The sequence below is a fragment of the Paraburkholderia sp. BR14374 genome (genome assembly GCF_040948685.1).
Lineage (GTDB): Bacteria > Pseudomonadota > Gammaproteobacteria > Burkholderiales > Burkholderiaceae > Paraburkholderia > Paraburkholderia youngii.
Genome location: NZ_JBFPKF010000007.1, coordinates 326,331 through 339,264 on the forward strand (window position 1 = coordinate 326,331; position 12,934 = coordinate 339,264).

Genomic DNA, 12,934 nt, shown 5'->3' on the forward strand with positions numbered 1-12,934 from the left:
ACGATGCACGTTTTGTCCTGGCAAACGTCGTCTCTGTCCGTTGCGGGGAACGCGGCTCAGGCTCTAAATTGGCGCCATTGAGCCCAACTGGCGAGTCAGTTCGCGCTCGCCTTTTCAGGTGGCAAGGAACGATCGTGGGCCGCGGAGCGGTATTCGGTTGGCCGCAGTCCCGTCTGCTTGCGGAAGAAGCGTCCGAAATACGCCTCGTCCTGAAAGCCCAGTTCGCTGGCGATCTGCTTCACGCTGAGCGTCGAATAGCCGAGCAGCCGCTTGGCCTCATGGATCGAGCGTGCATCGATCGCCTCGATGGCCGAGACCCCGAACGTAGCGCGGCAGATGCGGGAGAGCTGGCCGGTGGTCACGCCCATCTCGCCGGCATAGCTGGCGACCGGGCGCCGCTCACGGCAATGGCGGTCGAGCAGGGCGCGGAACCGTTCGATTCGCGCGGCCATCGAGCGCTGCTCGGAACTGGCCGAGAGCCGGGCGCTCTCGCTGAGACGCCCGATCTTGACGAACAGCGTGATGGTGAGTGCGGCGCCCGCGGTGAACTGCCAGCGCTCGTGGCTCTCCGCCTCGTGCCCGATCGACTGAAATAGCGTGTCCAGAGATGTGCCGCGCTCCACGTCGGGATCGATCGACAGCACCGTCGGCGTGCGGATGAATTCCAGCAGCTCGGGCGCGGCCGTCATCGCCAGCGATTCCAGCGCGGACTGCGCGGCGGTGATTACGTGACCGTCGATGTCGCTGCGGAAGTGAAAGCCGTGGACCGAGCGCGCCGGCACGACGACGAGGCATGGCGCCTGGACGGCCCAGGTCTTGCCGTCGATGAAAGTCTCGCCGCCGCCGGCGGTGACGTACAGCACCTGGATCAGCGCATCGTGGACGTGCGGTTCGATGTCGAAGTCGAAACGCCCCGCACGCAGCGGAATGCGCTCGTAATGGACCATGTCGACCCAAGGCTGGTCGGCTTCCGCGCCATAGAGCGCGAAATGCAGCACGGTCCGGCGGCGCTGCTGGTCAGAGGCCATGATGCACGTTATGTCCTGCTCTATGTCGACTCTGTCCATTGTTCCACAGGCGCTCGACGCGTTCAATGGCGATACGGATATCAGGAAGCGTAATCGCATACGTATTTCAGGAAGGTAATTACATGAGACAGGGACTTGAAAATCGCGCAGCGGCCTCGACCCCGTACGCGCTGAACTTGCGCGGAAAGGTCTGCGTGGTCACGGGTGCGGGCAGTGGCATCGGTGCCGGCATCGCGCGCGCCTTCGCCGCTGTCGGCGCACACGTGGCGCTCGTCGTCCACGTTGCGTCGATTGCGTCGCTCAATCCGCAGACCAATAGCGGTTCTTACAGCCCGAGCAAAGCGGGCGTGCTGCTGCTGTCGCGGCAGTTGGCGGCGGAGTGGGGCCCACGCGGCGTGCGCAGCAACCGCGTGCTGCCCGGCATGATCCGCACTGCGCTGTCCGCGAAGTTCTACGAGGAGCCCGGCTTCGAGGCTCGCCGCGCCGCCGCCACCGCGAGCCGCCGCATCGGCGAGCCGGAGGACCTGGCCGGCCCGGCGCTGTTCCTCGCCTCCGATATGGCTGCCTACGTCAATGGCGCGGAGGTGCTCGTCGACGGCGGGCTCGGTTGCATGCTGATGGACATGGTTCCGCGCCCCGGCTTCAACGCTACCGCGGCCGCGTGAGCGCCATCACACCGCAACGACAGGGAGATTGGATATGACCAAGGAAATCACCTGCGATCTGGTCGTGGTCGGATCGGGTGCCGCGGGCCTCGCCACTGCGATCACGGCAGGCAAGCGCGGCCTCGATGTGATCGTGCTCGAGAAGGAGCCCGTGTTCGGTGGTACGACCGCGCTGTCGGGCGGCGTCTTATGGACTCCGCTGAGCAAATATGGCCGACAGCAGAACCCGGCCGACACCGTCGAGCGCGTGCGCGAATACATGATGAGCGAGACGGGCAATAACTACGATGCCGCCGCGGTCGAGTGCTTTGTCGAAAACGGGCCGAAAATGGTCGAGTTCTTCGAGCGCGAGACCGAAATGAAGTTCGTGCCCACGCTCTATCCGGACTATCACCCGGATGCGCCCGGCGCCGTCGCCATCGGCCGCTCGATCCTCGCCGCGCCCTATGACATTCGCGGGCTGGGCAAGGACATGCGCCGCCTCAAGCAGCCGCTCGAGACGATCACGTTCGTGGGGATGATGTTCAATTCCTCGAACGCGGACCTCAAGCACTTCTTCCGCGCGACCAGGTCGATCGTTTCGTTCCTCTATGTGGCGCGCCGTCTGGCTACGCACATCAAGGAACTGGCGCTCTACCGGCGCGGAATCAACGTCACGAGCGGCAACGCGCTCGCCGCGAGGCTCGCGAAGTCGGCGCTGGCGATCGACATTCCGATCCTCACTTCGACGCCCGTGAAGGAACTGCTGAGCGAGAGCGGCAAGGTGACCGGTGTGCGCGCGAGCGCCGCGGACGGTGAGCTTCGAATCACCGCCCGGCACGGCGTCGTGCTGGCTTGTGGCGGCTTTCCGCACGATTTGAAGCGCATTGCGCAGGTCTATCCGCATGTGAAGCGTGGCGGTGAGCATCTGTCGCCCACGCCCGTCGGCAATACCGGCGACGGGCTGACCCTGGCGGAGAAGGTGGGTGGTGCCGTGAAGCTCGGCTTCGCCGATGCGGCGGCCTGGATGCCTGTCTCGAAGGTGCCCTTCGGCAAGGGCCGCACTGGCGTGTTTCCGCATCTGCTCGACCGGTATAAGCCCGGCGTGATCGGCGTGCTGCGCAGCGGTCAGCGCTTCACCAATGAATCGAACTCCTACCACGACGTTGGCGCCGCTTTGATGCGCGCTTGCGAGGGTGAACGGGAGACGGCGATGTGGCTGATCTGCGATAAGGTGGCGCTGGGCAAGTATGGACTGGGCTATGCCAAGCCCGCACCGATGCCGGTGGGGCCGCTGCTGCGCAAAGGCTACCTGATCAAGGGCGACACGATCGGCGAGCTGGCGCGCAATTGCGGCATCGCTCCCGATGCGCTCGAAATGACGGTCCATGCCTACAATCGCGATGCCGAGCGCGGAGAGGACCCGGCGTTCCATCGCGGTCGCACCTCGTTCAACCGTTATCTCGCCGATCCGGACCACAAGCCCAATCCTTGCGTTGCGCCTATCGCGACCGGCCCCTTCTATGCGGTGAAGGTGGTGATGGGCGATCTGGGCACCTTCGACGGCCTCGAGACGAGCGTCACTGGCGAAGTGCTGCGGGCCGACGGCAGCGAGATCGAGGGCCTTTACGCGGTCGGCAATGACCGGCGCAGCGTGATGGGCGGCAACTATCCGGGCGCCGGTATCACGCACGGGCCGAATATGACGTTCGGCTTCGTCACCGGTAACGCGATCGCCACCAAAGCCATGACTTCCAAAGAGGAGGTGTGCGCATGAATACACGCTCCATGTATCTGGCAAAGCCCCTGTTGGATTTCCGGGTCTACACGATCGCGCTACGCAAGATGCCCGAGTTTCTCGACGTGTTCGACAGGCTCGCGATGCCAATCCTGCTCGAGACGCTTGGACATCCGCTCGGCTTTTGGACGAGCATGGTCGGGCCGCAGAACCAGTTCACCCACCTGTGGGGGTATGACGATCTGGCCGACTACGAACGACGGTGCCTGGCACGCGATACGCACCCGGACTTCCCCGCCTATCTGAAAGCATCGGGCCATCTCATTACGGCGCAGGAGACACGGCTCATCCGCGCCACCGCGCTGGATAGCGTCGCAAAGTAAGCCGAAGCTGTCCGCCGAAGCGGGCTCCATCGCGGAGCCCGCGTGCTTCTCTCACGGAAGAGGCGGCTCAGGTCTGGTTGCCCCACAGATCGTCGATCGCGCGGATCGCCAGCAGGTATCCGTTCGCATTGCGCGACGCAACGAAAATGAACTGGCTCGGCTGAGCAATATGGCGGGATTTCCGAGTCGGCCGCCGCTCGGCAAGGGATGAAAAATTTGCGGGCACATCCCTCCGCGCATGCTTCTCCACCTGCATTGACGCGCACTACGCAGCAGAAAATTTCGCACCTTATCCCCGCTTTCCCTGTCAAACGATAAGCCGCCCGAACCGCCGTTCGGGGCGCCGGCACTTCCGCGCCTACAGGCACGGGTTGTGCACGTGATCTCCTGCACGCATTCGACATCGGAAGAATAGGGAGGGCGGTCATGACCACGACTGCCAGTTTTCACATCGGGTATACGCGATATCTCGGTCCCGATAGCGAGCCCGTACAGCCATTGCCGGCCTTCGCGCGGGAACCCGAGGCGCTGATTTCCCTCTTTCGCGCGATGGTGCTGACCCGCGCATTCGATACCAAAGCGGTCGCGCTGCAGCGCACCGGCAAGCTCGGCACTTTTGCATCGTCGGTCGGGCAGGAGGCGATCGGAGTGGGCGTCGCGAGCGCGATGCAGGCCGATGACGTGCTGTTCCCTTCATATCGCGATCATGCGGCGCAATTGCTGCGCGGCGTCACGATGACGGAAAGCCTCTTGTATTGGGGCGGTGACGAACGCGGCAGCGACTTCAGCGTGCCGCGGCTCGACTTTCCAAATTGCGTTCCTATTGGCACGCAGGTGTGTCATGCCGCCGGCGCGGCCTACGCGTTCAAGCTGCGCGGCGAGCCGCGCGTCGCCGTGACGATCTGCGGCGATGGCAGCACATCGAAGGGCGACTTCTACGAAGCGATGAACATGGCGGGCGTCTGGCAGGCCCCGCTCGTGCTCGTCGTCAACAACAACCAGTGGGCGATCTCGGTGCCGCGCAGCAGGCAGAGCGCGGCGCAGACGCTCGCGCAGAAGGCAATCGCGGCGGGCATCGACGGCTTGCAGGTCGACGGCAACGATGTGATCGCCGTGCATCAGGTGATGCATGCGGCACTCGCGAAAGCGCGCCGAGGCGACGGCCCGACGCTGATCGAAGCGCTCAGCTATCGACTCGGCGATCACACGACGGCCGACGATGCAACGCGCTATCGCGACTCGGATGAGATTCAGAAGCAATGGGAACAAGAGCCGCTGCTGCGTTTGCGCAAGTATCTGATGCGGATGAACTTCTGGGACAAAGCGCAGGACGAGCAACTCGGCCGGGCGTGTCACGCGCAGGTCGAGACAGCCGTCGAGGCGTATCTGGCTATGCCGCCCCCCGATACTTCCGCGATGTTCGATCACCTGTACGAGACGCTGCCGCATGCCATGCGTGAGCAACTGGAAAGCGCGCAGCGATTCGCGCCGATCGCGGGCAATGGTCGGCATGGTCAGAACGGAGGCACCGGCCATGGCTGATCTGAACATGATCGATGCGCTCAATCTGGCGCTTGCGTACGAACTCGAGCACGATCCCGCCGTCGTGCTGCTCGGCGAGGACATCGGCGTGAACGGCGGCGTGTTTCGCGCGACGGTCGGCCTGCAGGCACGCTTCGGAACGCAACGTGTGCTCGACACGCCGCTCGCCGAGGCAGCGATCGCGGGCACCGCGATCGGCATGGCGGCGATGGGACTGAAGCCCGTTGCCGAGATCCAGTTCAGCGGGTTTCTGTATCCGGCGATCGATCACGTGCTCAATCATGCGTCGCGTCTGCGGCATCGGACCCGCGGACGCCTCACCTGTCCGCTGGTGATCCGCACACCCTGCGGCGCAGGCATCCATGCACCCGAACATCACTCCGAAAACCCCGAAGCGCTGTTCGCGCACATTCCCGGCTTGCGCGTTGTCACGCCGTCGTCGCCGGCGCGCGCGTACGGGCTGTTGCTGGCCGCGATTCGCGATCCCGACCCGGTGATCTTCTTCGAGCCGACGCGGCTTTATCGGCTGTATCGGCAGACAGTGGAAGACAACGGCGAAGGGCTGCCGCTCGACACCTGCTTTACGCTGCGTGACGGCTCGGATGTGACGCTGGTGTGCTGGGGCGGTGCCGTGCAGGACGCACAGGGCGCCGCCGATCTGCTCGCGCAGGAAGGCGTGATGGCCGAAGTGATCGACGTCGCGACCCTCAAGCCGATCGACATGAACACGATCCTGGCCTCGGTCGCGAAGACGGGGCGCTGCGTGATTGTGCACGAGGGTTCGCGCACGGGCGGCATCGGCGCGGAGATCGCCGCCAATATCGCCGAGCGCGGACTTTATTCGCTGCTCGCGCCTGTGCAGCGGGTGACCGGCTACGACGTCGTGGTGCCGCTGTACCGGCTCGAGAATCAATACATGCCTGGTGCCTCGCGCATCGTCGCCGCGGTGCGGCAAGCTATGGAGGCGTCATAAAGCCATGAAGATCTTCAAACTGCCGGACCTCGGCGAAGGCTTGCAGGAAGCGGAAATCGTCGAATGGCATGTGAGCGACGGCGATGAAGTGCGGGCGGATCAACCGTTGCTGTCGGTCGAAACGGCGAAGGCGATCGTCGAGATTCCGTCGCCGCAATCCGGCCGCATCACGAAGCTGTTCGGACGGACGGGCGATATCGTGCATCTGGGCGCGCCGCTCGTCGCGTTCGAGGGCGAGGCCGATGATGCAGACGCGGGCACTGTCGTCGGCCATATGGAAGTCGGCCAGCATGTCGTGCAGGACGCGCCTGCGTCGCCTGGCACGGGCGGTGGCGTCAGCGCGGGCGGCGGTGTGATCAAGGCGATTCCGGCGGCGCGCGCGCTAGCGCGCAAGCTGGATGTCGATCTCTCGATGGTGACGCCGTCCGGCCCGGAAGGCGTCATCACGGCGGCTGACGTGCAGCGCGTCGCGAAGATACTTGGCGAAGTCGGTCCGCCCGAAGTGCTGCGCGGCGTGCGGCGTGCGATGGCGCACAACATGGCGCGAGCGCAAAGCGAAGTGGCCGCCGCGACCGTGATCGACGATGCCGACATTCACGCATGGCCGCCGCACACCGACGTGACGATCCGCCTGATCCGCGCGCTGGTCGCGGGCTGCCGCGCCGAGCCGGCACTGAACGCATGGTTCGACGGACATGCGGGGCGACGCCACGTACTTGAGAAGATCGATCTCGGCATTGCCGTCGATCTGCCCGATGGGCTTTTCGTGCCGGTGCTGCGCGACGTCGCGCATCGCGATGCGGCGGATCTGCGCGGCGGTCTCGACCGGATGCGCGCCGATATCCGCGCGCGCAAGATTCCGCCGGAAGAAATGCGCGGCAACACGATCACGCTGTCGAACTTCGGGATGATTTCGGGGAAATACGCGGCGCCCATCGTCGTGCCGCCCACCGTCGCGATCCTCGGCGCGGGGCGCATCCATGAACAGGTCGTCGCGGCAGACGGCGCGCCTGCCGTGCACCGGATCTTGCCGCTCAGCCTGACGTTCGATCATCGCGTCGTGACAGGCGGCGAGGCGGCGCGCTTCCTGGCGGCGACGATCGCGGATCTGCAGAACGCGGGGTAGCGGTTAGCGTGTGCTAGGCGTGATTCGCCAGCATCGCATCGATAAGAGCGCGCGCCTCGCGGTCGATGTTCGCGAGGGCAACGCTCTCCGACTCGTATGTAACGGGATCGGCGAAGTCACCGGTGACGTGTTGTTTTCGAGTCCTTCTGCGTAACGACCACGTGACGCGATAGGTCAGCGCGATTCCATCGGACAAACGCGCCGTGCGTGGCTCCATGTGCGCTTCGATAACGAATCCGCGATAGCGCCCGACGATGTGACGTTTCATCGATTGACGAACGATCAGGCAGCCAGGCGGCCTATCCCCATTTCCGGACGGCGCAGGCCCGGCGGGAACACGTGCCATGTGCCGTCGGCATGGCGAAAGAAGAAGAGTGAAAACGTCCCGGACGGCCGATCGATCTGGATGCACACGCGGCATGTGCCGCCCGAGCGGCAACGATCGAGCAGACGCACGCACGCCCCGCGGCCCCGTGTCGGGCCAACGAGTTTTTCGACCTCGGAACGCAGTGACCTGTTGCCCGCCATGATTTTCCCTTCGATATCCGATGAGTCGATGCTATGGATATCGGCGCGTGCGTCCAATCGGCGCGGGCGGAATGTCGTCTCAGGAAGCGCTGATTTCGGCCGTCAGGATTTCCTGAATCAGGACCAGCACGTGGAACGGCAATATTCAAAGATCCAGAACCAGCTCCGCGGATTTCGCTCGCGACACGCATACCATGATCTGCGTTTCTTTCTCGTCGTCGCGCAGCACCAGATCACGATGATCTGCCTGCCCTGAGCACAGCGCTGTCTTGCACGAGCCGCAGGTGCCGCTTTCGCACGAACTCGGCACGCGGACGTTGGCGTCGCGCAGCACCTCGAGGATCGAGCGATTGGCGGGAATGTCGAACGAAGTGCCGCTGCGCGAAAGCCGCACGGTGAACGGCGTGCTTTCGCGTGCATTCGCATTGCTTGCGCCGAAGCTCTCGAAGTGCACCGTGCCCGACGGCCAGTGGCCGGTCATGTCCCGCACGGTGTCCATCAGCGCCTGCGGTCCGCAGCAGTACACGTGTTGCGCCGGCTTCGACCGCTCGAATACGGGCCAGAAGTCGAATGCTTTCGACGGGTCGCCGTGATCGTGATGAATCTTCACGTCGGAACGCCATTCGTCGCTGGTCAGTTCATCGAAGAACGCCGTGCCTTCCGGATCGCGCGCGAGGTAGTACAGCTTGAACGAGCGCAGGCCTTCCGCCCGCAACTGCCGCGCCATCGACAGCATAGGTGTGATGCCGATGCCGCCAGCGACGAGAACGAATGACTTGGCGCGCTCATCGAGGGGAAACTCGTTGCGGGGCAAGGAGACGTCCACGGCGTCGCCCTCGGCCGTATCGTCGATGAAGCTCATCGAACCGCCGCGTCCGTTGCTGTCGCGCTTGACCGCGATGACGTAGCGATGACGCTCCTGCGAGTCATTGCACAGCGAATAACTGCGCCGCGAACCGTTGGGCACCACGGCGGTCAAGTTCGCCCCCGCCTCGAACGCCGGCAGCGGCGCGCCTTGCGGGTCGGTCAGTTCAAAGCGCCAGATGTCACGGGCGATCTTCTCCTTGCCGGCAATCTTCAGTCGAAGAAAACCGTCTTCGAGTGGGGGCGTCATGTCTGTCTCCTTCTGACCAGTCCAGTCTTGCGTTGCATCAACATGGACCGCATCTTATTGCTAGATCTCTAATGATGCAAGTCAAGAAGCACGATTTTTCGCGGTGTTACTCTCGGTATAAACCCGTGCTTGTCAGCGACATAAAGCCGCCGTAACCTGAATATTAGAGCTCTAATCAAACTATCCAGAAAGAAATTCGGAGAGATTCAGTCATGGCACATTCAACGTTGCACTCAGGGGACCTATCCCTGTCTGCCATAGCCGATTCGGCGGCGGAGGAGGCGACATACCGCAAGATCACGCTGCGGCTCATGAGCTTTCTTTTCCTGTGCTGGGTCCTCAACTATCTCGATCGCGTCAACGTCAGCTTCGCGCAGCTACAACTGAAGCACGATCTCGGGTTGAGCGACGCGGCGTACGGGCTCGGCGTGAGTCTGTTCTTTATCGGCTACATCCTGCTCGAAGTGCCGAGCACGCTGCTGCTGCGGCGCATTGGCGCCCGCAAGACCGTCACCCGGATCATGTTGCTGTGGGGCGGCATCTCCACTGCCATGGCTTTCATGACCGCTCCGTGGCAGTTCTATCTCGCGCGCACGCTCCTCGGCGCGGCCGAAGCGGGCTTTTGGCCCGGCATCATCCTCTATCTGTCGTACTGGTATCCGGCGAAGCGCCGCGCTCGTATTACGTCGCGGTTCCTGCTGGCGATCGCGGTTGCGGGGATTATCGGCGGCCCGCTTTCCGGGTTCATCCTGCAAAACTTCATGGACGTCTGGGGTTTTCGCAACTGGCAGTGGCTGTTCTTCCTTGAAGGCTTGCCGGCCGTGATTGCCGGTGTCGTTGCCTACTTCTACCTGATCGACCGTCCGCAGGATGCGAGGTGGCTGACCGAGGAGCAAAAACGAATCGTCATCGGCGCGCTCGACGAGGAAGGCCGCAGCAAGCCGCATAACTCGCCGAGCACGCTCCTCGCGGCGCTGCGCGACCCGCGCGTGTACGTGATTGCCGCGGGCTGGGCCACGGTGCCCATCTGCGGAACCATCCTCAACTACTGGACGCCCACGATCATCAAGCAGTCAGGCGTTTCGAACCTGCTGCAGATCGGCTTCCTGTCGGCGCTGCCTTATATCGTCGGCGCGGTCGCCATGGTGCTGATCGCACGCAGCTCCGACCTGCGGCTCGAGCGCCGCTGGCACTTCGTGTTGTCGACGACAGCGGGCGCCACGGGCGCGGTGCTCCTGACGGTGCTGACGAACAACTCGGTTGCCGCCATCGCGTGCCTGAGCCTCGTTTCGGTGAGCTATTTCGCGGCCGCAGCCATTATCTGGACCATTCCGCCGAACTACCTGAAGGGCGCGGCGGCTGCCGGCGGTATCGGCGTGATCAGCAGTCTTGGCCAGGTGGGCGCTTTCTTCGCACCAATAGTCCTCGGCTGGGTGAAGAGCGCGACCGGCAGCTTCTCGGCCGGCATCCTGCTGGTCGCGGCGCTCGTTTTCATCGGCGGCATCGCCGTCTTCTTCGGCGTGCCGCGCGAGCGGCAGGCACAGCAATCCGGCGCGTGACGATGCACGCGACGACCAGCATTTTGACAGTCAGACAGGAACAGGAATGAGCAAGCTTCAACTTTCCATCGCGGTGGGCAACTACGACCGGATGCGGCCGTTGATCGACGGCGACGTGCAGATCGACGGAGTAGACCCCGTGTTCATGCTGCAGGACCCGGAGGAAATCTTCTTTCGTGCGTTCCGGCACGCGGATTACGACATTTGCGAGCTGTCGCTCAGCAGCTATTCGGTGAAGACGGCCGCGGGCACGTCGCCCTACATCGCGGTGCCGGTTTTTCCGTCGCGCGCATTCCGCCACAGCTCTATCTACGTGCGTTCAGACCGTGGGATCGACCGGCCCGAGGACCTGAAGGGCAAACGCATCGGCGTGCCGGAATATCAGCTGACCGCCAACGTATGGGTGCGGCTCTTTCTCGAAGAAGAATACGGCGTGAAAGCATCGGATATCCGCTGGGTGCGCGGCGGCTACGAGGATCCGACGCGCGTTGAGAAGATTGCGCTGAAGCTTCCCGAAGGCGTCGTGCTGGAAAACGCGCCAGAAGGACAGACGATCTCGAATCTGCTGGCCAATGGCGAGATTGACGGCGTGATCGGACCGCGCGCGCCGTCGTGCTTCGACCGCGGGCATCCGAGGGTCAAGTACCTTTTCGATGATCCGCAAGAGAGCGCCGCCCAATGGTACGAGCGCAGGAAGCTTTTCCCGATCATGCACACCCTGGGCATTCGCAAGACCCTCGCGGATCAGCACCCGTGGCTGCCCGGTGCGATCGCGAAGGCGTTCGAGCAATCGAAGGAAGTCGCGCTGTCCCGTTTGAGCGACACCTCGGCGACCAAGGTGACGCTGCCGTTCATCGAGGACCAGTTGCGCAATGCGCGGCGTCTGATGGGGCACGACTTCTGGTCGTATGGATTCGCCAACAATGAACAGGTGCTCGACCGCTTTCTCGCGCAGCACCACGCCGAGGGACTGTCGAGCCGACGCCTCGAGCCTGCCGAACTGTTCCACCCGGCCAGCCTTGAGCGATTCAAGATCTGATCCCTCGCGGCCGTTGTTCGCGCCGTCGCGCATCCGGCAGGTGCTGGGTGCGCGATGGATGCGCGGAAGGGAACAACGCATCCAGAATAATCAGTCGTCCAGAATAGAGATGAAAATGAAGAGACACACATTCCCGCTCGCCTGCGGCGGGTTGCTGACGCTCGCCTGCACGGCGGCCCATGCGCAGAGTTCGGTTACGCTGTACGGCATCGTCGATGCGGGCGTCGAGTACGTCAACCGGGTGACCCAAGGCAAACAGACGGGCTCGGTGATCCGCGAGCAGTCGGGCAATCTCGCCGGATCGCGCTGGGGGCTCAAGGGCTCGGAGGATCTCGGCGGCGGCTACAAGGCCGTGTTTACGCTGGAGGGCGGCTTCAACGTGAACACCGGCGCGCTGGGTCAGAGCGGACGGCTGTTCGGCCGCAAGGCATTCGTTGGCGTCTCGACGCCGTACGGCACGCTCACGCTCGGACGTCACCAGAACCTGCTTTACGAGTTGATGTACAAGTACGACGCGCTGACGTTCAACCCCAGCTACTCCGCGCAAAGCATGGACAGCCAGTTCGTGAACCGCGCGGACAACTCGGCGCGCTATGGCGTGCATCTCGGCGGCGTTACGTTCGCAGCGCTGTATAGCACCGGATTCGACGCGACGATTCCGAACGGTGCGAACGTGCCCGGCGCAACGAAAGTGGGCCGCGAAATGAGCGCGGCGGTGCTGTATGACCGCGGGCCGTTCAGCATCGGCCTGACGTACGACCAGTTGCAGGGCACCTCGATCGCGACGCAGAGCGACGCACAGCAGCGCGCGCTGCTCGGCCTCTCGTACGACTTCGGGCCGGTCACGACGCTGGCGGGCCTGCGCTGGCTGAACACGCGCAATACGGATGCGCCGCCGAGTTCGCTGCTCTACTGGGGTGGCGTGACCTGGAGGGTGAATGCACCGCTTTCCATTTCCGCCAGCGTCTATCACACGCAGTTTCGCAATCCGCACGGCGGCCCGACGATGGGGGCATTGCTCGTCGACTACTCGCTGTCCAAGCGCACCGACGTATATGCGGAAGGGGCGTATGTCTCCAATCGTTCGTTTTCCAATGTCGGTATTCGCGGCACGGGCGTGGATATTGCGCCAGGCATGGACCAGGCGGGCGTGACCGTGGGCATTCGCCACACCTTCTGAGCGGTCCGGGCGCTGCGCTCCAGTGCCTCTCGCGCGGGCTAAAGCGCTATGATTATCAGCGGTGTGGTCACAATAACAGC

The 12,934-nt window shown here is 63.7% G+C and carries 14 protein-coding genes; 9 read left to right on the forward strand and 5 right to left on the reverse strand.

The annotated features are described in order from the left end of the window. Positions 1–95 precede the first annotated feature (95 nt). Positions 96–1,028, reverse strand: coding sequence for a helix-turn-helix domain-containing protein (locus AB3X86_RS19345; protein WP_368597238.1), 933 nt, complete (start codon positions 1,026–1,028; stop codon positions 96–98). Between the two features lie 122 nt (positions 1,029–1,150). Between AB3X86_RS19345 and AB3X86_RS19350 the strand changes: the two genes are divergently transcribed. From AB3X86_RS19350 to AB3X86_RS19360, 3 genes are read left to right on the forward strand one after another with little or no spacing between them, the layout of a single operon-like run. Further along, a complete protein-coding gene (locus AB3X86_RS19350; protein WP_368597239.1) occupies positions 1,151–1,693 on the forward strand; it encodes an SDR family NAD(P)-dependent oxidoreductase in 543 nt (180 codons plus the stop codon). Between the two features lie 34 nt (positions 1,694–1,727). Next, the gene (locus AB3X86_RS19355; protein ID WP_368597240.1) at positions 1,728–3,449 is read left to right on the forward strand and encodes an FAD-dependent oxidoreductase; all 1,722 of its coding nucleotides are present in this window, start codon (positions 1,728–1,730) and stop codon (positions 3,447–3,449) included. Continuing rightward, positions 3,446–3,793 (forward strand): NIPSNAP family protein, encoded by a 348-nt coding sequence (locus tag AB3X86_RS19360; protein ID WP_018436310.1) that lies wholly within the window; start codon positions 3,446–3,448, stop codon positions 3,791–3,793. Before AB3X86_RS19355 ends, AB3X86_RS19360 begins: the two co-directional genes overlap by 4 nt. Before the next feature lie 67 nt (positions 3,794–3,860). On the opposite strand, the gene AB3X86_RS19365 is transcribed toward AB3X86_RS19360, so the two are convergent. Further along, entirely contained in the window at positions 3,861–4,049 is a 189-nt protein-coding gene (locus tag AB3X86_RS19365) for a hypothetical protein (protein WP_368597241.1), read from the reverse strand. 170 nt (positions 4,050–4,219) lie between these two features. Between AB3X86_RS19365 and pdhA the strand changes: the two genes are divergently transcribed. Genes pdhA through AB3X86_RS19380 form a run of 3 tightly spaced genes read left to right on the forward strand, consistent with a single transcriptional unit; the run spans position 4,220 to position 7,434 of the window. Next, on the forward strand, positions 4,220–5,335 hold the full coding sequence (pdhA, locus tag AB3X86_RS19370; RefSeq protein WP_368597242.1) for a pyruvate dehydrogenase (acetyl-transferring) E1 component subunit alpha: 1,116 nt from the start codon (positions 4,220–4,222) through the stop codon (positions 5,333–5,335). Beyond that, positions 5,328–6,308: an alpha-ketoacid dehydrogenase subunit beta gene (locus AB3X86_RS19375; protein WP_176122045.1), complete on the forward strand. Its 981-nt coding sequence runs from the start codon at positions 5,328–5,330 to the stop codon at positions 6,306–6,308. Before pdhA ends, AB3X86_RS19375 begins: the two co-directional genes overlap by 8 nt. A gap of 4 nt (positions 6,309–6,312) precedes the next feature. After that, entirely contained in the window at positions 6,313–7,434 is a 1,122-nt protein-coding gene (locus AB3X86_RS19380; protein ID WP_368597243.1) for a dihydrolipoamide acetyltransferase family protein, read from the forward strand. 13 nt (positions 7,435–7,447) lie between these two features. Here AB3X86_RS19380 and AB3X86_RS19385 read toward each other — a convergent pair whose 3' ends face one another. The 3 genes from AB3X86_RS19385 to AB3X86_RS19395 form a co-directional block, all read right to left on the reverse strand. Then, positions 7,448–7,702: a hypothetical protein gene (locus AB3X86_RS19385; RefSeq protein ID WP_368597244.1), complete on the reverse strand. Its 255-nt coding sequence runs from the start codon at positions 7,700–7,702 to the stop codon at positions 7,448–7,450. Between the two features lie 14 nt (positions 7,703–7,716). After that, on the reverse strand, positions 7,717–7,962 hold the full coding sequence (locus tag AB3X86_RS19390; RefSeq protein ID WP_176111163.1) for a hypothetical protein: 246 nt from the start codon (positions 7,960–7,962) through the stop codon (positions 7,717–7,719). A gap of 145 nt (positions 7,963–8,107) precedes the next feature. Further along, positions 8,108–9,076: a 2Fe-2S iron-sulfur cluster-binding protein gene (locus AB3X86_RS19395; protein ID WP_368597245.1), complete on the reverse strand. Its 969-nt coding sequence runs from the start codon at positions 9,074–9,076 to the stop codon at positions 8,108–8,110. Between the two features lie 212 nt (positions 9,077–9,288). Between AB3X86_RS19395 and AB3X86_RS19400 the strand changes: the two genes are divergently transcribed. The 3 genes from AB3X86_RS19400 to AB3X86_RS19410 all read left to right on the forward strand — a co-directional run bounded on the left by AB3X86_RS19400 (position 9,289) and on the right by AB3X86_RS19410 (position 12,854). Beyond that, the gene (locus AB3X86_RS19400) at positions 9,289–10,635 is read left to right on the forward strand and encodes an MFS transporter (protein ID WP_368597246.1); all 1,347 of its coding nucleotides are present in this window, start codon (positions 9,289–9,291) and stop codon (positions 10,633–10,635) included. A 46-nt stretch (positions 10,636–10,681) separates the two neighbouring features. After that, entirely contained in the window at positions 10,682–11,674 is a 993-nt protein-coding gene (locus tag AB3X86_RS19405) for an ABC transporter substrate-binding protein (protein WP_368597247.1), read from the forward strand. 109 nt (positions 11,675–11,783) lie between these two features. Next, positions 11,784–12,854: a porin gene (locus AB3X86_RS19410; protein WP_368597248.1), complete on the forward strand. Its 1,071-nt coding sequence runs from the start codon at positions 11,784–11,786 to the stop codon at positions 12,852–12,854. Positions 12,855–12,934 lie beyond the last annotated feature (80 nt).